Raw genomic sequence first — 19,642 nt, 5'->3', positions numbered from 1 at the left:
AAGAAACCGTGGCTAAATTCCATACATTACAAGTAAAGGACATTTATAAAGAGACAGACGATTGTTCGGTAATCACCTTTAATGTTCCAGAAGAGCTGTCAGAAGATTTTAACTTCCGCCAAGGGCAGCACCTTACCCTTAAAGCCGATATTGATGGCGAGGACATTCGCCGGTCGTACAGTTTGTGCTCCAGTCCGGCAGATAAAGAGTGGAAGGTGGCTGTAAAACAGATTTACGGGGGCAAATTTTCCACCTACGTAAACGAACAGCTAACTGCAGGCGACACCTTGGAAGTAATGGAGCCCAGTGGCATGTTCGGGGTCAATGCGGAGCCGGAAAAAGCTAAAAATTATCTTTTTTTCGCCGCGGGAAGTGGCATTACCCCTGTTTTGTCTATGATTAAAACACATTTGGCCTTAGAGCCCAACGCCACTTGTAAGTTGTTTTATGTGAATAAAACCGCTAAATCCATTATCTTTAAGGAGGAATTGGAACAGCTTCGCAATGAGTACTTTGGGCGGTTGGAAATCTATTATTTCCTAACCCGCGAAAAACGCGATATCGAATTGTTCAATGGGCGGTTTGACGACGATAAAATGAAGGTGTTAATCAATACGTTCATCGACATTCCCGATACCAGCGAAGTGTTTTTGTGCGGCCCAGAACAAATGGTTCAATACGTAAGCAACTATTTAGTTGAAGCTGGATTACCGAAAAACTTAATTCATTTTGAACTGTTCGTAACCGGTCTTTCAGAAGAAGATAAAAAACGGGCAGAACGACTGGCAAAACAAAATGTGGAAGGTGTTGAAGTTACCATTGTAGATGGCGGAAAGGAGTTTGAATTCGTAATGACCAAAGACTTCGATAACATTCTCGATGCAGCCTTGAACAATGGAGCCGATTTGCCATTTGCCTGTAAAGGTGGTGTTTGCAGTACATGTAAATGTAAATTGTTGGAAGGCGATGTAGAGATGAAAATAAATTATGCTTTAGAAGATCATGAGGTCGCTCAAGACTTTGTGTTAAGTTGTCAAGCAGTGCCAACATCTTCAAAAATAAAAGTAGATTTTGATGTTTAATTCTCGTTTAGACGGGGGTCTCATCTAACACTGGCTGAGATTTTAAATAAACTGATTATGAGTAATAAAGAAATAAAAAATTTAGAAGAAATATTTGAAGCACGCATTGCGCGTGACGAGAAAATAGAGCCGAAAGATTGGATGCCGGAGAAATATAGGAAAACACACATTCGCCAAATTTCGCAGCACGCACATTCCGAAATTGTTGGGATGCTGCCTGAAGGAAACTGGATTACTAGGGCGCCTTCCCTGCGTAGAAAAGCGGCTTTATTAGCGAAAGTTCAAGATGAAGCTGGACACGGATTATATTTATATTCAGCTTGTGAAACCTTAGGTATTTCTCGAGAAGAAATGTACGAGCAATTACATTCCGGGAAAGCAAAATACTCATCAATCTTTAATTATCCATCAGTAACCTGGGCCGATATGGGGGCCATAGGCTGGTTGGTAGATGGTGCAGCAATTATTAATCAGGTGCCGTTATGTAACACCTCTTTTGGGCCATACGCACGTGCGATGGTGCGCGTGTGTAAGGAAGAAAGCTTTCACCAGCGTCAAGGATACGAAATTATGCTTACGCTCTGTAATGGAACAGATGAACAAAAAGAAATGGCGCAAGACGCCTTAAACCGTTGGTGGTGGCCAAGTTTAATGATGTTTGGCCCAACGGATGATGAGTCAACGCACACCGAGCAATCCATGAAATGGAAACTGAAGCGTAAAACAAATGATGAATTGCGTCAACAATTTATAGATCAAACCGTGCCGCAAGCCGATATTTTAGGATTGACAATACCAGATCCAGATATGAAATTTAATGAAGAAACCGGTCATTATGATTTTGGTGAGATTGATTGGGATGAATTTTGGCAAGTTGTAAAAGGTCATGGCCCTTGTAATAAAGAACGTATGAAAGCCAGGGTAGATGCCTGGGAAGAAGGCGAGTGGGTTCGCGACGCAGCCATGGCACACGCTGAAAAGAAAGCAAAAAGAAAAGTTGCAAAAGCAAGTTAATATGGAAAACAATAAAAAAAACTGGCCCCTTTGGGAAATATTCGTTCGAAGTAAAAATGGTTTAGAGCACCGTCACTTCGGGAGTTTACACGCAGCAGACGCTGAAATGGCAATGGAAAATGCCCGTGACGTTTATACAAGACGTAACGAAGGTGTTAGTATTTGGGTCGTAGAGAGCAAGAATATCACTGCTTCAAACCCAAAAGATAATGGCGAAATGTTTGAGCCCGCCCAAGATAAAATATACCGCCATCCCACGTTTTATGATTTACCGGATGATGTAAAGCATATGTAGCATTCCCGCATAGGCGGGAATCTCTAACCTTGCTATACGTTTTTAAGGTAAAAATATTTAAAAGCATATTATTGATTTGATAATGAAAGATTAAAGAAACATGAAATCTCAAGAAAAAGATTCCCGCTTTCACGGGAATTTATATAATTACATTCTCGGCATCGCCGACAACTCGCTTATCCTCGCACAGCGATTAGGGGAATTGTGTGGTCACGGCCCGAGTTTAGAAACCGATATTGCTATAACAAATATCTCTTTAGATTTATTAGGGCAAACACGTAGTTATTATCAATATGCAGCAAAGCTTGCCGGAGAAGATAAAACCGAAGACGATATTGCTTTTTTGCGGATAGAACGAGAGTATAAAAACGTCTTGCTAGTGGAGCAACCCAACACACATTTTGGGCACGTAATGGCGCGTCAATTTTTATTCGATGTGTATCATTTAATGCTGATGGAGCGGCTTCAAAACAGTCAAGATGAAACGTTAGTAGCTATTGCAAAAAAAGGAATTAAAGAAGTAAGCTATCACAAGCGTTTTTCTTCAGATTGGGTAAAGCGTCTTGGTGACGGTACCGATGAAAGCAACCAAAAAATGCAGGAGGCCATTAATGATTTATGGCGCTATACTGACGAATTGTTCGATGAAACCGAAGCCGATAAGGCAATGATAGATGAAGGTATTGGTATCGCTGTTTCAGAAATGAAAGAAACGTATTATGAAAAAGTTTCAGAAATTTTAGAAGAAGCAACATTGGAAATCCCAGAGCGAAAGTATTTTACTCGAGGAGGAAAAAAAGGTGTGCACACCGAGCATATGGGCTATATATTGGCCGATTTGCAATATATGCAACGAACCTATCCAAACATGACTTGGTAGAACCATGTCACCCTGAGCGCAGTCGAAGGGTTTTTAAATTTTAAAAAAACAATTTTGTTGACTGATATCACTAATATCGACACACATTTAATTCCGGTTCTGAAAACCGTTTCAGATCCCGAGATACCTGTGCTTACAGTATTAGACTTAGGTGTTATTCGCGAAGCGATTGAAAAAGATGGCGTTGTTCATATCAAATTAACGCCTACCTATTCCGGGTGTCCCGCGATGGATGTGATTGGCGATGATCTCAAAGCTGCTTTTTCTGAAGTAGGGAAAGAGGCCAAAATAGAATTGATCCTTTCCCCAGCCTGGAGTACCGATTGGATTTCCGAAGAAGGCCTTAAAAAAATGGAAGCATACGGCATTGCACGACCGTTGACCGAAACAGCAGATAAAGATGTGCTTTTGGGAGATAAGAAACTGGTAAAATGTACCAATTGCGGTAGCACAAACACGCATTTAGTCAGTCAGTTTGGTTCTACGGCTTGCAAAGCCTTATTTAAATGCGACGACTGCCAAGAACCATTTGATTATTTCAAGTGTTTAAAGTAAGCTGAATTCCCCCTTTGAAGGGGTTAGGGGGATGTTTTCCTATTAAAAATTTAAATTAAAGAAGATTAAAACAAAGGAGTTATAATGAGCAAGACCATAACCACCCACATAGAAAACAAAGTAGCGACTATCACCTTAAACCGTCTCGAAAAGTTTAACAGCTTCAATCGTGAGATGGCGTTTTTATTACAAGACGAATTAGATGCTTGCGAGAAGAATACAGAAGTTAGAGCCATTATTTTAGTCGGAAACGGGAAAGCATTCTGTGCGGGTCAAGATTTAAAAGAAGTCACTTCGCCAGAACTGAATCCTGGTTTCAAGAAAATATTGGAAGAGCATTATAACCCAATCATCAAAAGAATCCGAAGTATTGAAAAGCCTATCATAGCTGCCGTAAATGGCGTAGCGGCTGGAGCGGGTGCTAATATTGCCTTGGCTTGCGATATCGTGGTAGCTTCAGAAACGGCGAGTTTTATTCAGGCATTCAGTAAAATCGGGTTGATCCCAGACAGTGCTGGAACGTTCTTTTTGCCGCGGTTGATTGGATTTCAGAAAGCTTCCGCATTAATGCTACTGGGCGATAAAGTTTCAGCAACCGATGCTGAAAAATTAGGAATGGTATACAAAGTAGTTGCTGCGGAAACATTTATGGAAGAAGTAAACAACATTGCAAATAACTTGGCGAATATGCCCACAAAAGCATTAGGACTCACTAAACGCTTGTTGAATGAATCGATGTCTAACGATTTAGAAAGTCAGTTAGAAATGGAATCTAAGCTGCAAATTGAATCCGCTCAAAGTGAGGATTATGCCGAAGGTGTTGATGCATTTGTAAACAAGCGGAAACCAAATTTTAAAGGAAAGTAAAAAAATACAAAATAATAAACCGAAAAATTTAAAATGTAAAAGTGAATTGAACTTGAACCTTTTTAAATTTTCTAGCTAAAATATATGATTAAAAAAGTTGGAATAATAGGAGGCGGAACGATGGGAAGCGGAATTGCGCAAGTTGCTGCAACGGCCGGTTGCTTGGTAAAACTTTACGATACAAATACAGAAGCGTTAGACAAGTCGAAAGCAGCTTTAGAGAAAATAATGGCTCGCTTGGTTGAAAAAGGACGAATCGATAAAGCTGAAAAGTCCCGCATTCAAGATAATATTACGTATGTGGATTCCTTAAAGGAATTGAGCGATTCTGAACTGACCATCGAGGCCATAGTTGAAAATTTGGAAATTAAAAAGAAAGTATTTCAAGAGTTGGAAAGCTATGTTTCCGAAGAAACCATCATTGCTTCAAACACCTCTTCTTTATCAATCGCTTCCATTGCTTCAGCCTTAAAAAAACCGGAACGATGTATCGGGATTCACTTTTTTAACCCAGCGCCGTTAATGAAATTGGTCGAGGTTATCCCGGCCGTTCAAACTTCCGGCGAAGTATTGCGTAAAATTAAAATGAACATTGCAAACTGGGGCAAAACAGTTGCCATAGCAAAAGACACCCCTGGGTTTATTGTCAACAGGGTGGCACGTCCTTTTTATGGCGAAGCCTTACGGATTTATGAAGAAGGGATTGCCTCATTTCACGAAATAGACGCCGCAATGAAAGAAATTGGCGGTTTCAGGATGGGTCCTTTCGAGTTGATGGATTTTATAGGAAACGATGTAAATTATGTTGTAACCGAAACCGTTTTTAAAGCCTTTTATTACGATCCACGGTATAAACCATCCTTCACTCAAAAACGTTTTGCCGAAGCAGGGTATCTTGGTAGAAAATCTGGAAAAGGATACTATGAATACAAAGACGGCAAAGTTATCACCCCGAACGCAGTCGAGGGGTCTTTTAACTCAGATTTGGCTCAAAAGATTTTCAACCGTGTTTTGGTTATGCTGATCAACGAAGCCGCCGATGCGTTATTTTGGAATATCGCTTCCGCGGAAGATATCGATAACGCCATGACAAAAGGAGTTAATTACCCAAAAGGATTATTGGCTTGGGCAGATGAAAAAGGAATTAGTTGGTGTGTGGAACAAATGGATACGCTTTACGATGAATATCGTGAAGATAGATACCGTTGTAGTCCGTTATTACGAAAATTGAAAAAAGACAATAAAACATTCTTTTGATGCAAGGCGAAAAAATCCCACATAAAATGCTTTCGCTCGATGCTTTCAGCCAATGGCTAGGCATTGAAATATTGGAAGTTGAGCTTGGCCGCTGTAAAGTAGGTATGACCGTTAGAAAGGAAATGCTCAATAGTATGGGAAAAGCCCACGGCGGCATTAGCTATAGCTTAGCTGACACTGCTTTTGGTTTTGCTGCAAATACGCACGGAAAGTATGCAGTTTCCATTGAAACGTCTATAAACCATATAGAGGCATTAAACGAAGGTGATTACATTACGGCAGAGTCGGTCATTGAAAAAGCAACTAATAAATTAGGGTTTAATATTGTAGAAGTTAAACGAGGCGACGAGTTGGTTGCATTATTTAAGGGAGTGGTATATAGAACAAGTAAAGATTGGAAATAATAAAACTATTCCCTCCTTTTTAAGGAGGGGCGCCCAACGGGCGGGGTGGTTTCTTTTTGAAAACCTCCCAAACTTGAAATATTTTTAGAAATGAAATAAAAAGACCATTCCTCTCTCTTTTTGGGAGACCTGCCTGACGGCAAGGCAGGGATGCCCGAAGGACAGAGAGGGAATCCGGTCAATATAATAAATAAAAAACATGGAAGCATATATAATAGACGGCATTAGAACGCCAATAGGAAGTTACAAAGGAACACTAAGCACAATCCGTACGGACGATTTGGCCGCATTGGTCATTGCAGAAGTGGTTAAAAGAAACCCAAACATCCCAAAGGAAGCATTCGACGATGTAATCATGGGTTGTGCCAACCAAGCCGGTGAAGATAACCGAAACGTAGCGAGAATGGCTCTTCTGTTAGCAGGATTGCCTTTTACGGTACCTGGTGAAACTGTAAACCGACTGTGTAGTAGTGGTTTATCTGCCATAATTCACGCCAACAGAGCAATTAAAGCCGGCGATGGTGATTTGTTCATTTCAGGTGGGGTGGAGAATATGACGAGAGGCCCATACGTAATAGCAAAACCTTCCAGCGCTTTTGGTAATGATGCCAAAATGTACGACAGCAGTTTTGGATGGCGGTTCGTCAACAAGAAAATGCACGATATGTACGGCACCGACGGAATGGGAAATACTGCTGAAAATTTAGTTGAAAAGCACAAAATCACTCGTGAAGACCAAGATGCTTTTGCGTATAACAGTCAGATGAAAGCTGCTGAAGCACAAAGAAGCGGCCGTTTTGCCAAGGAAATCGTACCGGTGGAAATTCCACAGCGGAAAAAAGACCCAATTATTTTTAAAGATGACGAGTTTATCAAACCGGGAACAACGAAAGAGATTTTGGCGAAACTTCGTCCAGCCTTCAAAAAAGAAGGGGGAAGTGTTACAGCCGGAAACAGTTCTGGGTTAAATGATGGTGCTGCTGCGACTATTATTGCTTCAGAAGATGCCGTAAAAAAATACAACTTAAAACCAATGGCTAAAATCTTAAGTTCAGCCGTTGTAGGCGTGGAGCCTCGTATTATGGGGATTGGCCCAGTGGAAGCTTCTAATAAAGCGTTGAAAAAAGCAGGTTTGACTATGGAAGATATGGATGTTATTGAGCTTAATGAAGCTTTTGCATCGCAAGCTTTAGCATGTATCCGAGAATGGGGATTAAAAGATGATGATCCACGTATTAATCCAAATGGAGGATCAATCGCAATTGGTCATCCGCTAGGCGTTACAGGAGCACGATTAACCTATTCTGCAGCTTTAGAGCTTCAGGAAACGGGAAAAAAATATGCACTGGTAACGATGTGTGTGGGCGTTGGACAAGGATATGCAGCGGTAATTGAAAACATTTCTGCGTAGGCAGAAATCTCACAGTCGGAAGAAAAAGACATTTGATTAGAGCTTAATTTATTTAGAAACAAAAAGATACCCGCCTTCGCGGGCATAGATATGAAAATACTAATAATAGGAGGAAACGGAACGATAGGAAAAACGGTAACGAAACGTTTTTCTGAAGAAAATGATGAGGTTATAATCGCTGGAAGATCTTCAGGAGATGTGACGGTAGATATTGCAAATCCAGATTCTATTGAAGAAATGTTTAAGAAAACTGGAAACGTAGATGCTATTGTAAACATCGCGGGTGATGCGAAATGGGATTCATTTGATAACCTTTCCGAAGAAGATTTTTACATCGGTATTAAAAGTAAAATGATGGGGCAAGTTAATTTGGTTCGATTAGGAAGAAAATACCTAAATGAAGGAGGAAGCTTCACGTTAACCACGGGGATTTTGGCCGATGAGCCTGTTGATAAGACAACAAGTGCCGCAATGGTTAACGGCGCCGTAGAGAGTTTTACTAAAGCAGCAGCTTTAGAATTAACCAACGGATTGCGAATAAATGTCGTCTCTGCCGATATGGTTGAAGATGCATATGAAAAATACAAAGATTATTTTCCTGGTAACACACCTGTCCCGATGCGTAAAATAACCGACGGCTATTTTAAAAGTGTAAAAGGGAAAATTAACGGTGAAATAATTAAAATAAGAGCATAATTTATGGGTAGATAATAAATATAAATTATATTTATAATAAATAAATATATTATGGCAACATTCACATCATCGCTACCGGATAAGCTGCTGGACGAATTGGGCAAGGCAGCTTCAGATTTAAAGCTTCCAAAAAACAAGATTATTGAGCGGGCATTGAAAATTTATTTGGAGCAATTAGAGCGTGCCGAGTACGTAAAATCCTATAAGCGTATGGCAAAAGATAAGGATATGCTGCTTATGGCAGAAGAGGGTATGGCAGATTACCTTAAAACGCTTGAAGATTTCGAAAATCAATGAAACAGGGTGATATCTATGAGGTTTATTTAGATCCAACTCTCGGTAGCGAACAAAGTGGACGTAGGCCTGCGGTTATATTTTCGGGAAATTTGGTCAACGAACTCGTTAACACTGTCATAGTTTGTCCATTGACCAGTAAGCTAAAGCGGTATAAAGGTAATTTGATTGTAGAACCGACAAAGGAAAATGGATTGTCAAAAACTTCCGAAGTTATGACGATTCATATCCGTTCCATTTCAAAAGAAAGGATTCTAAAAAAGTATGGAAAATTAACGGAAGCAGAATTTGAGCAAATTGTTGAAAGCCTATATAAGATTATAAAGTTTTAAGAATGACAAAAACACAACATTACATACAAGGAAGTTGGACTGATGGAAAAGGCGAAGGAAGCCCAATTCTCGATTCAGTTACTGGCGAGCATTTTACAAGTGTCACTACGGAAGGGTTAGATATTCCTGAAATATTAAACTACGGAAGACAAAAAGGCGATACCCTTCGCAAAATGACCTTCCAAGAACGCGGATTAATGCTGAAGAAATTAGCATTCTATCTTCAGAAGAAAAAAAGAGACTTTTACGAAGTAAGTTACCGAACTGGCGCAACCAAAGTGGATAGTTGGATTGATATTGAAGGAGGCTTCGGAAACTTGTTTGCCAATGCTTCGCTTCGGAAATTATTCCCAAATCAGCCGTTTCACGTAGAAGGCGATCCGGTCGATTTATCACGTGGCGGGCGGTTTATGGCACATCACATTATGGTGCCTCGCGAAGGAGTGGCGGTTCACATTAACGCCTTTAACTTCCCAGTTTGGGGAATGCTTGAAAAGTGTGCGGTAAACTGGATGGCAGGGATGCCTGCGGTTGTATTACCGGCACCACAAACGGCATATTTAACCGAAGCTGTTGTAAAAGAAATCATCGCTTCTGGAATATTGCCAGAAGGGTCATTGCAATTGATTAGCGGAACTGCCAAAAACATTTTGGACACGGTAGAATCACAAGATGTGGTGACGTTTACCGGTTCGGCAAGTACCGGGAAAATACTGAAGAAACATCCACGGTTAATTGAAGAGTCGGTTCCGTTTACGATGGAAGCCGATTCGTTAAACGCTGCAATTTTAGGGGAAGATGCCGTTCCTGGAACACCAGAATTTGATCTTTTCATCAAGGAAGTCCGAAATGAAATGACCGTAAAATGCGGTCAAAAATGTACGGCGATTAGACGAGTTATTGTTCCAGAAAACTTAATTGAAGATGTACAGATATCGCTTGGAAAACAACTGGATAAAGTTACCATTGGCGATCCTCGTTTAAAAGAAGTGCGAATGGGCGCTTTAGTGAGCGATGCACAACGGAATTCAGTAAAAGAACAAATTGAAAAAATCACCAAAACGGCACAAATAGTCTATGGTGACTTTGATGAAGCCAAAACAGTAGGGGCCGATGCTAAAAAAGGTTCGTTCGTAAAACCAATTTTACTTCGCGAAGACAATCCTTTTGCCAACGAAGCCGCCCATATCACTGAAGCGTTTGGCCCAGTAAGTACCATAATGCCTTATAAAACATTGGACGATGCAATTAAGCTTTCCAAAATGGGGAAAGGTTCTTTGGTAAGTTCCATTGTCACCAATGACGATAAAATTGCCAAGGAATATACCGTTTCCGCAGCTACGCATCACGGGCGTATTTTAATTTTGAACCGAGAAAGTGCGAAGCAAAGCACCGGTCACGGTTCGCCATTGCCTAACTTAATTCACGGTGGTCCAGGACGGGCCGGTGGCGGAGAAGAAATGGGGGGTGTTCGCGGTGTAAAACACTATTTACAGCGTTGTGCCATTCAAGGTTCACCAACATCGTTAACTGAAGTTACAGGTATTTATCAACCAAAATCAGTTTATAAAAAATCTGAAAAACACCCTTTTGCTTATCATTGGGAAGACATCAAACCCGGAATGTCATTGGAAACACACAAACGAACCCTAACCGATACCGATATTATTAACTTCGGAAACTTAACTTGGGATCATTTCTATGCACATACCGATATTACATCCCTTGAAGGAAGCATTTTTGAAAAACGAACGGCACATGGGTATTTTATTATTTCGGCAGCAGCGGGATTATTTGTGTATCCAAACAAAGGTCCGGTAGCGGCAAATTATGGTCTGGAAGACATTCGTTTTTTACGGCCGTTGTATCACAACGATACAATTTATGTGCGTTTAACGTGCAAGCAAAAAGTGGATCGTGAGCAAAAAGGAACCGAACTTCCTTCCGGAATTGTAAAGTGGTTCGTAGAAGTGTTCGATGCCGAACCGGATGAGGACCAAGAACCGTTGGTTGCGATAGCGACCATTTTAACGATGGTGCAGAAAAAGCAAGAAACCTTTGTTGAAATTACCGATGAAAAAATCGATGAATGTCTGTCAAAATTAACTGCAGATGCTAAACCAAAATGGGGCATTATGACCCCACAGCATATGGTAGAGCATTTAGAATACACCTATAAGATTGCTTCCGGTGAAATTCAGGATTTTGATATTGCCACTCCAGAAAAGATATTAGAGAAGGTACATGCGAGTTTATACAACTATGAGAAATTTCCGCAAAACTCGCAATTCCCAATGCTTGAAAAGGATAAATTGGATGATTTAAAACACCCCGATTTAGAAACGGCCATCAAGAAATTTAAAGAGCAACGCGAAAAGTATATCGAGTTTTTTAAAGAAAACCCAGATGCCAAACTTAAAAATTTGGTTTTCGGCGAACTTAATAAGTTTGAATCATATTTATTGGAGCGGAAACACCTTAATCATCATTTTGAACAGTTTAATCTTTTAGATTAAACTGTTCAAAATTCCCGCACAGGCGGGAATCTCGGGAATCTATTGATAGAAAGAAAGTGAAAATTTATAGTGTATATATAATAACAAATATAAAAAATGGAGTTTTATATATTGGTCAAACTGGAGATTTAAAACGAAGAATAAGTCAACATAAAAGAAAAGTTCATCCAACAATTTTTTCCGCAAGGTACAATTTGAATAAGTTGATATATTTTGAGGATTTTGAATTAAAGAATAAGTCTTTGCTTCGTGAAAGACAATTAAAAAAGTGGAATCGTGAATGGAAAATCAGATTGATAGAAAAAAATAACCCGAATTGGAACGATTTATTTAAAGATTTAAAATAGAAGTATAACCCTAAAAAGATTCCCGCCTACGCGGGAAGTAAACATGACACAACCATACGTAAAACATACCATAGAAAAAGGAATAGCAACCATAGAATTTTTCCATCCGGCGCACAACAGTTTGCCGGGGGATATTCTAGCAAAACTCGCAAATACTATCACCGAAACCGGTCAAAATGATGAGGTTTTGGTACTTGTTGTAAAAAGCGGCGGCGATAGAACCTTCTGTGCCGGAGCAAGTTTTAAAGAATTAATTTCAATTGAAAATGAACAAGAAGGCGAAAAATTCTTCAGTGGTTTTGCCAATGTAATTAACGCGATGCGCAAATGCCCTAAGTTTATTATCGGTCGTGTGCAAGGAAAAACTGTTGGTGGCGGTGTCGGACTGGCAGCAGCCATGGATTACACGATGGCAACTAAGTTTTCAGCTATAAAATTAAGTGAACTAAACTTGGGAATAGGTCCTTTTGTTGTAGGTCCGGCAGTACAACGAAAAATCGGAGTGAGCGGCATGTCGCAAATTGCGATTGATGCCAATTCTTTTTATTCTCCGGAGTGGGCGAGAGACAAAGGTTTATTTACCAAAGTTTTTGAAACGACCGAAGAGCTAGACGAAGAAGTACAAGCCTTGGCCGAACAATTGTGCGGCTACAACCCCGAAGCGGTAAAAGAAATGAAACAAATGTTCTGGCGAGGAACCGAAAATTGGGATGAACTATTACAAGAACGCGCCAAAATAAGCGGACGTTTGGTACTTTCTTCTTTTACAAAAGAGAAGTTGAAACGGTTTAAATAATTCCTGCGTAGGCAGGAATCTCATATCAAGCACACATGAAAAAATGGTTCGTCTAAATAATGTCAAACAAACCCAACGAAGTTATTTGCATTGGTGTTACGGATGATTTAGAGGCACGTGTGTTAGAGCATAAAGACAAAGTCTATAAAAAGTCATTTACTGCAAAATACAACTGTGATAAACTGATTTATTTTGAAGAATTTAAAGACGGTAATAAAGCAGCAATTCGTGAAAAACAGCTAAAAAAGTGGAAACGAGATTGGAAATTAAATTTAATAAATGATATGAATCCAGATTGGATGGATATTTCCTTGAATTGGAAAAACAGTGTAAATTCAGTCTATAAAACAAAAAGATTCCTGCCTACGCAGGAATAGGTTATGATATACAGTTTCAAAGGTCACATACCCGTTATTCACGAAAGCAGTTTTGTACATCCGTTGGCAGCAGTCACTGGAAATGTAATTATTGGTAGAAACTGTTACATAGGTCCGGGAGCGGCTATTCGTGGCGATTGGGGCGAAATTATTTTGGAAGATGGTGTAAACGTTCAGGAAAACTGTACGGTACATATGTTTCCCGGGAAAAGTATTGTGCTTAAAGAAAGTGCGCACGTAGGTCATGGGGCCATTATTCACGGTGCTAATTTAGGTCGCAACTGCCTAATAGGTATGAACAGCGTGATTATGGACGATGCTGAAATAGGCGACGAATGTATAGTTGGTGCAATGGCGTTTGTAAAAGCTGAGACTATTTTCCCGAAGCGGAAATTGATAGTTGGTAACCCCGCAAAAGCCATTAAGGATATTTCAGATGAAATGATCGAGTGGAAAACAGCTGGAACGCGTTTATATCAACAATTACCTTCCGACTGTCACGAGAGCTTAAAGGAAGTAGAGCCATTACGGGAAATTCCGAAGGATAGGCCTGTTCAGGAAGATTTTTATAAAACACTACAAGAGATTAAGAGAAACGAATAAAATGAAGGAAACTGAATTTAAGATGCCCAAAATGGGTGAGAGCATAACCGAAGGAACCATCATCAATTGGCTGGTAAACGAAGGCGATTCGTTTGATGAAGGCGATATCCTTTGCGAAGTAGCAACCGATAAAGTAGATAATGAAGTTCCAGCACCCGCTTCCGGTAGGATGCTCGAGCATGTAAAAAGCGCACAAGAAGTAGTTCCGATAGGCGATGTAATTGCTATTTTAGAATTATCAAATAAAAAAAACAAATCTTCTCCACCCTCGGGGGAGATGCCCAAAGGGCAGAGGGGGACAAAGCAGAAACCATCTAAAAATGAAGAAAATATAGTTCACCCTTCAGCTCCAAAAAACACTATTAAAAAAAAGCCAAAACAGGCTTCGTCATTTACTGTTAACAAAAACATATTCATAAGTCCTTTGGTTGAAAGTATGGCCAAAGCGCACCATATAAGCTATGAAGAGTTGTCACGAATTCCGGGAACCGGAAAGGAAGGTCGGCTTCGTAAAAGTGATGTGATTACGTATATTGAAGAAGGGCGTCCTTTTAAGTTTGCGCAACCTGTCCCTGAAGTTTCTGGCTTTCAAGTTCCTGATCTTACATTTGACAAAGGCACGGGAAAAATCGTGAAAATGGATCGTATGCGGCAAATGATAGCCGACCATATGGTGTTTAGCGCCAGTACGGCACCGCACGTTACCGCTTATGTTGAAGCAGATTTGACCGAGATGGTACAATGGCGCAATGCGAACAAGGTAGCTTTCAAAGAAAAATATAATGAAAAACTCACGTTTACACCGCTTTTTGTCGAGGCAGTGGCCAGGGCCATTCAGGACTTCCCGATGATCAACTCCAGTTTGGATGGGGAAAACATCATTGTAAAAGAAGAAATAAATATTGGTATGGCTACAGCTTTGCCTTCAGGAAATTTAATCGTTCCCGTGGTAAAAAATGCCGATAAAAAAGATTTAAAAGCCCTTGCAGAAAACACAAATGAGTTAGTGGGGAAAGCCAGAGATAACAAATTGAAAGGCGATGACACCAAAGGAAGCACGTTTACAATTAGTAATGTGGGAACTTTTGGAAGTTTAATGGGAACCCCAATTATCAATCAGCCCGAAGCCGCCATATTAGCAACTGGAATTATAAAAAAACGTGCCGAAGTCATGGAACGCGAAGACGGTGACAGTATCGAAGTTCGACATATGATGTATTTATCATTGTCCTTTGACCACCGCATTGTAGATGGCTATCTGGCAGGCTCTTTTTTAAAAAGAGTAGCCGATAATATGGAGCAGTTTGATACTAAAAGAAAATTTTAAGATGAAGAAGATTTCAAAAGATATATTAAAAAAAGCCTTCAAAAACTTGGTCACTGCCAAGTCTTTGACCGAGCTGTACGAAGAGAATTTTAAAACAGTTTCAAAATATGTGCACGCAACATCGAGAGGGCATGAGGTAATTCAGATTGCTATTGGGATGCAGTTAAAGCCTCAGGATTACGCCTTCCCTTATTATCGCGATGATTCTATTTTATTGTCAATAGGAATGAAGCCGTACGAGTTAATGCTACAAGTATTGGCAAAGAAAGACGATCCTTTTTCAGGAGGTCGCACCTATTATTCACACCCAAGTTTACGTGATGATGATAAACCAAAAATCCCGCATCAAAGTAGTGCAACCGGTATGCAGGCTATTCCGGCAACGGGGGTAGCGATGGGGTTTCATTACCGCGAAAGCGGTAATTTTTTCGAAAATGGAAAAGAGAGTAATGATCGAGAAAAAAGTAAACAAAATGCTGTTAATGGATGGTATGACCAAGAGGTTCATTCAAAAGATTCCCGCCTGCGCGGGAATGCCCCAATCGTAGTTTGTTCCTTAGGTGATGCCTCTGTGACTGAAGGCGAAGTCGCCGAAGCCTTTCAAATGGCAGCTTTAAAGCAGTTGCCAATTTTATATCTAGTACAAGATAATGGTTGGGATATTTCAGCAAACGAAGCCGAAACCCGTGCTCAAAATGCTTGTGAATATGCAAGAGGGTTCAATGGACTGGAAGCAGTTTCAATAGACGGAACCGATTTTGAAGAAAGTTATAACACCCTTCAAGATGTGATTTCAAAAATTAGAACTGAACGTCGCCCGTTTTTGGTACACGCCAAAGTTCCGTTATTAAATCACCATACATCGGGTGTTCGGATGGAGTTTTACAGAGATGATTTGGAAGAAGCTAGATCTCGAGATCCGTATCCGAAACTTAAAAAGCTATTATTAGACAATGGTTTTTCTGAAAAAGAACTTTCAAAAATAGAAGCTGACATTCAGAAATCGGTTCAAAAAGATTATGAAAAAGCGTTGAAAGCTGAAGACCCTAAACCTGAAGATTTATTCACCCACGATTTTGCCCCGACCGAAATTACCGAAGAAAAAGGAGAACGATCCCCTGAAGGTGGTGAAAAAGTAGTGATGGTAGATTGTGCTTTATTTGCCATTGAAGAGTTGATGGGTAAACACAAAGAATGTTTGTTATATGGGCAAGATGTAGGAGGTCGTTTAGGCGGTGTCTTTAGAGAAGCAGCTACGTTGGCGCAAAAATTTGGCGATAACCGTGTATTTAATACACCAATTCAAGAAGCGTTCATTGTGGGTTCAACAGTTGGGATGAGTGCTGTTGGTTTAAAACCCATTGTTGAGGTTCAGTTTGCCGATTATATTTGGCCGGGACTGAATCAACTCTTTACCGAGGTAAGCAGAAGTAATTACCTGTCAAACGGAAAATGGCCGGTATCGATGATCCTTCGTGTGCCCATTGGAGCGTATGGTAGCGGTGGTCCGTATCACTCGTCTTCGGTAGAAAGTGTGGTGACAAATATTCGTGGACTCAAAATTGCCTACCCAAGTAACGGCGCCGATTTAAAAGGCTTGATGAAAGCGGCATATTACGACCCCAACCCGGTGGTTATCTTTGAACACAAAGGGCTGTACTGGAGCAAGGTAAAAGGCACCAAGGGCGCTACTTCTTTAGAACCTGCCGAAGATTATGTGCTTCCGTTTGGAAAAGCGTGGTTACTTCAAGAAATTTGGAAGCAAGAGGATGTAGAAACGCTTTCCATCATTACTTACGGAATGGGCGTACACTGGGCCATGAACGCGGCTATGGAACTACAAATGCAAGATAGAATCGAGATTGTGGATTTAAGAACCTTGCATCCTTTAGATTATGAAACAGTGTTTAAATCGGTCAAGAAATGCGGAAAATGTTTGGTCGTGACAGAAGAACCTTCGGAAAACACGTTTGCTCGAGCCTTACAGGGAAAAATTCAAGAAGCATGTTTCCAGCAGTTGGACGCACCTGTTATGATAATTGGTAGTGAAAATATGCCCGCAATTCCATTAAATTCAACGTTAGAAGAAACCATGATTCCTTCTACTGAAAAGATAAAACAAAAAGTTTTGGAAATTTTGGAGTACTGACGCTTGGTATGTGCCATATATATAATGTATATTTGAATAAAGTATGTTTAAAATGAGAAAGAACATTGACATAGACGAGATTACCCTTACAAAATTGAAAGTTATTTCTGCTTTTGAAGACATGAGTGTAAAAGCGCTTATGGAAGAAGCTGTTCGCTTATTTGTGAAAGCTGCCGAGCAAAAGCAATTTGATAAGCTTTCAAAAGAAGAGCAGGAAGATTTGGGACTATTGTTACTTATGCAACAAGTGGATAAAGCAGATACTGTTTCAGAAGAAGAGTTTATGAAAGCTTTGGAAGAATAATACTTCGGATTTAGCTTATATTTTGATTTTCAAAAAATTGAAATAGGATTAATAATCCAACACTTTTTTTACAAAAATGAATTTAGTTTATACAAAGGCTATCACAAAAGATGTTAGGAAGATAAAAGACCAAAAAACAAAAAATGCTGTTTTAGAAATTATCCAGAACATTAAAAAAGCATCGACTCTTAAAGAAGTCCCTTCATTAAAAAAAATGAGTGGTCACCCTTCAGCATATCGAATTAGGATTGGCATTTACAGGATGGGTCTGTACTTTGAAGACGATACAGTAATATTGGCGAGGTTTTTAAAAAGAAACGATATTTATAAGGTTTTTCCCTAAGAACCTAGCATTAGTGTTGTGTTTCGGCAAACATAATCCCATTGAATTCAACCTTTGAAGAAACCATGATTCCTTCCACTGAAAAGGTAAAAGTTAAAATAAAGGAACTTTTAAATTATTAGATTTCTGTATCTTTCGGAGTAATTAACACTTATGCTGCTTCGAATAGTTTTTATATGTGTCCTTTCGGTTTCAGGAATAGCCCAAGAGCCTGTTTCCGTGTTGATGGATAGTCTCGCCAATACTTCTTCTGAAAAGGAAAAATCGAGGATAAGTCTATCTATTGCCTCTCATTTAAAAAACGATGACTGGGACCGGGCTTTGTATTATTTGGAAATTGCCAAGAGAAATGCGCTCAATTCTGCTTCAGAGAAAACCCTTGCTGATTATTACAAGGCTGCCGGTGATCTTTTTTTCAGTAAGGATGCCCTAGATATTGCATTGAATCATTATTTGAAAGCTTATGATTATTATCAAAATCAGCCTCTTGCCGATACATCGATTGCGCTTGAGCAAAATTTGGCGGTTGTGTATGGCCGTATAAAAGAACCAACAAAAGCCCGCACGTATTTCAGAAAACTGCTTAGTTATGCCAAAAAAGAGCGTGATTCCGTTTTGTTGGCGAAAATACTGAACAATCTGGGCACCAGTTATTTAAATTCCAATATAGACTCGGCCACCTACTATTATAAACGTTCTGAAAATTTGTTGAAAACCATTCCTAATGAAATGCAGTTAAAGGCCTATTTATATGGTAATTTAGGGAGGACATACTTTTTAAGGGACAGTTTAGATAAAGCACAGAAATACTTTGACTTAGCGGTAAATTATATAGAAAAGGACACTATTGAAAGGCCACAATCAAAAGGATGGGTTTACAATACGGTTTCAACGTATTACGAGAGAATCAATCAATTGGATTCTACCATTGTGTACGCTACAAAAGCAAATGAAGCATTGTCCGAGAGCCAATTCAGTTTCGAAAACCAAGCGGCCTTGCAAACACTCTATAAGACCTATTTAAAAAAAGATGATTTCAAGAACGCTGCCGAATACTTTCAGAAGTATGACGCCGTACGGGATAGTTTAAACCTGGAAGATAAAGCTGCCAATGTAGAAAAGATAAAAGTAGAGCAGGAGTATAAAAACAAGGAAGAAATACGCGATTTAAGGGAAAGTAAGCAACGTTTCAGGAATTATATAATCTTTCTTGTTCTATTAGCGGTTTTATTGTTGCTGGGGATTTTATTGGTTAGGTTCAGAAATAAGTTACGAAATACGAAACTCGAAAAACAGTTGGTTGAAGCAAAACAAAAAGAACTCGATTCTAATCTTCAGTTAAAAAACAAAGAACTTATTGGCAAGGCCATGGTGGAAATACACCGTACCGAAATCATTGAAGAAATATTGCAAGATTTAAAAGAAGTAAAGCGAAAAGCCGCCAAAAAAGAAACCCAAAAGGCCATCGATTATATCGCCAAGCGGCTAAAGCGTGATACTAACAGCAATATTTGGAAAGAGTTTGAAATGCGCTTTGAGCAAGTGCACGAATCGTTTTATAAAAACCTTTCTGAGAAGCACCCGGATTTAACTTCAAAAGACAAACGGTTGTGCGCTTTGCTGAAATTAAACCTTACGTCAAAAGAGATTGCGCAAATTACGGGACAGTCTTCAAAATCCATCGAAAATGCCCGAACAAGACTTCGGAAAAAACTGGATATCACCCATTCCGATGTGGAACTATCAGCTTACTTATCTAGTTTCGGAAAATAAATAAAGATAATCCTTAAAGT

Annotated in this window: 22 protein-coding genes; all 22 read left to right on the top strand. The window is 39.7% G+C overall.

Translation table 11 applies throughout. The features are described from left to right. The first annotated feature begins 8 nt into the window (after window positions 1-8). The 22 genes from paaE (at window position 9) to DDV96_RS01920 (ending at window position 19,622) form a co-directional block, all read left to right on the top strand. Window positions 9-1,082 (top strand): 1,2-phenylacetyl-CoA epoxidase subunit PaaE, encoded by a 1,074-nt coding sequence (gene paaE / locus DDV96_RS02025; RefSeq protein ID WP_116693058.1) that lies wholly within the window; start codon window positions 9-11, stop codon window positions 1,080-1,082. 57 nt (window positions 1,083-1,139) lie between these two features. After that, entirely contained in the window at window positions 1,140-2,096 is a 957-nt protein-coding gene (paaA, locus tag DDV96_RS02020) for a 1,2-phenylacetyl-CoA epoxidase subunit PaaA (protein WP_116693057.1), read from the top strand. Window position 2,097: 1 nt separating this feature from the next. Further along, window positions 2,098-2,391, top strand: coding sequence for a 1,2-phenylacetyl-CoA epoxidase subunit PaaB (gene paaB, locus DDV96_RS02015; RefSeq protein WP_116693056.1), 294 nt, complete (start codon window positions 2,098-2,100; stop codon window positions 2,389-2,391). 100 nt (window positions 2,392-2,491) lie between these two features. Continuing rightward, a complete protein-coding gene (paaC, locus tag DDV96_RS02010; protein WP_116693055.1) occupies window positions 2,492-3,271 on the top strand; it encodes a 1,2-phenylacetyl-CoA epoxidase subunit PaaC in 780 nt (259 codons plus the stop codon). A 54-nt stretch (window positions 3,272-3,325) separates the two neighbouring features. Beyond that, window positions 3,326-3,826, top strand: a complete 501-nt coding sequence (gene paaD, locus DDV96_RS02005) for a 1,2-phenylacetyl-CoA epoxidase subunit PaaD (RefSeq protein WP_165805941.1) — start codon at window positions 3,326-3,328, stop codon at window positions 3,824-3,826. A gap of 84 nt (window positions 3,827-3,910) precedes the next feature. Next, window positions 3,911-4,693 (top strand): enoyl-CoA hydratase-related protein, encoded by a 783-nt coding sequence (locus DDV96_RS02000; protein ID WP_116693053.1) that lies wholly within the window; start codon window positions 3,911-3,913, stop codon window positions 4,691-4,693. Window positions 4,694-4,777: 84 nt separating this feature from the next. Next, window positions 4,778-5,950 (top strand): 3-hydroxyacyl-CoA dehydrogenase NAD-binding domain-containing protein, encoded by a 1,173-nt coding sequence (locus tag DDV96_RS01995; RefSeq protein WP_116693052.1) that lies wholly within the window; start codon window positions 4,778-4,780, stop codon window positions 5,948-5,950. Next, on the top strand, window positions 5,950-6,354 hold the full coding sequence (locus DDV96_RS01990; protein ID WP_116693051.1) for a PaaI family thioesterase: 405 nt from the start codon (window positions 5,950-5,952) through the stop codon (window positions 6,352-6,354). Before DDV96_RS01995 ends, DDV96_RS01990 begins: the two co-directional genes overlap by 1 nt. Before the next feature lie 199 nt (window positions 6,355-6,553). After that, window positions 6,554-7,765, top strand: coding sequence for a 3-oxoadipyl-CoA thiolase (gene pcaF, locus DDV96_RS01985; protein ID WP_116693050.1), 1,212 nt, complete (start codon window positions 6,554-6,556; stop codon window positions 7,763-7,765). Window positions 7,766-7,855: 90 nt separating this feature from the next. Next, on the top strand, window positions 7,856-8,461 hold the full coding sequence (locus tag DDV96_RS01980; protein ID WP_116693049.1) for a short chain dehydrogenase: 606 nt from the start codon (window positions 7,856-7,858) through the stop codon (window positions 8,459-8,461). Window positions 8,462-8,512: 51 nt separating this feature from the next. Continuing rightward, a complete protein-coding gene (locus tag DDV96_RS01975) occupies window positions 8,513-8,758 on the top strand; it encodes a CopG family transcriptional regulator (protein WP_116693048.1) in 246 nt (81 codons plus the stop codon). Then, window positions 8,755-9,087, top strand: a complete 333-nt coding sequence (locus DDV96_RS01970; RefSeq protein WP_116693047.1) for a type II toxin-antitoxin system PemK/MazF family toxin — start codon at window positions 8,755-8,757, stop codon at window positions 9,085-9,087. Before DDV96_RS01975 ends, DDV96_RS01970 begins: the two co-directional genes overlap by 4 nt. A gap of 2 nt (window positions 9,088-9,089) precedes the next feature. Further along, on the top strand, window positions 9,090-11,603 hold the full coding sequence (paaZ, locus tag DDV96_RS01965; RefSeq protein ID WP_116693046.1) for a phenylacetic acid degradation bifunctional protein PaaZ: 2,514 nt from the start codon (window positions 9,090-9,092) through the stop codon (window positions 11,601-11,603). Window positions 11,604-11,659: 56 nt separating this feature from the next. After that, complete coding sequence (locus tag DDV96_RS01960; protein WP_116693045.1) at window positions 11,660-11,950, top strand: GIY-YIG nuclease family protein; 291 nt, start codon at window positions 11,660-11,662, stop codon at window positions 11,948-11,950. Window positions 11,951-11,993: 43 nt separating this feature from the next. Then, entirely contained in the window at window positions 11,994-12,746 is a 753-nt protein-coding gene (locus tag DDV96_RS01955; RefSeq protein WP_116693044.1) for an enoyl-CoA hydratase/isomerase family protein, read from the top strand. A gap of 59 nt (window positions 12,747-12,805) precedes the next feature. Next, window positions 12,806-13,123, top strand: a complete 318-nt coding sequence (locus tag DDV96_RS01950; RefSeq protein ID WP_116693043.1) for a GIY-YIG nuclease family protein — start codon at window positions 12,806-12,808, stop codon at window positions 13,121-13,123. A gap of 3 nt (window positions 13,124-13,126) precedes the next feature. Beyond that, a complete protein-coding gene (locus tag DDV96_RS01945) occupies window positions 13,127-13,726 on the top strand; it encodes an acyltransferase (protein WP_116693042.1) in 600 nt (199 codons plus the stop codon). 1 nt (window position 13,727) lies between these two features. Next, window positions 13,728-15,053 (top strand): dihydrolipoamide acetyltransferase family protein, encoded by a 1,326-nt coding sequence (locus tag DDV96_RS01940; RefSeq protein WP_165805940.1) that lies wholly within the window; start codon window positions 13,728-13,730, stop codon window positions 15,051-15,053. Window position 15,054: 1 nt separating this feature from the next. Beyond that, complete coding sequence (locus tag DDV96_RS01935; RefSeq protein WP_116693197.1) at window positions 15,055-17,202, top strand: alpha-ketoacid dehydrogenase subunit alpha/beta; 2,148 nt, start codon at window positions 15,055-15,057, stop codon at window positions 17,200-17,202. 52 nt (window positions 17,203-17,254) lie between these two features. Continuing rightward, window positions 17,255-17,506, top strand: coding sequence for a hypothetical protein (locus DDV96_RS01930; RefSeq protein WP_116693041.1), 252 nt, complete (start codon window positions 17,255-17,257; stop codon window positions 17,504-17,506). A gap of 76 nt (window positions 17,507-17,582) precedes the next feature. Continuing rightward, window positions 17,583-17,849: a type II toxin-antitoxin system RelE family toxin gene (locus DDV96_RS01925; protein ID WP_116693040.1), complete on the top strand. Its 267-nt coding sequence runs from the start codon at window positions 17,583-17,585 to the stop codon at window positions 17,847-17,849. 153 nt (window positions 17,850-18,002) lie between these two features. After that, window positions 18,003-19,622, top strand: a complete 1,620-nt coding sequence (locus DDV96_RS01920) for a tetratricopeptide repeat protein (RefSeq protein ID WP_116693039.1) — start codon at window positions 18,003-18,005, stop codon at window positions 19,620-19,622. Window positions 19,623-19,642: the final 20 nt, after the last annotated feature.

Origin of the sequence: Marixanthomonas spongiae (genome assembly GCF_003095375.1) — a bacterium.
GTDB classification, from domain to species: Bacteria; Bacteroidota; Bacteroidia; order Flavobacteriales; family Flavobacteriaceae; genus Marixanthomonas; species Marixanthomonas spongiae.
This window is presented reverse-complemented; position numbering and strand designations above follow the sequence as displayed.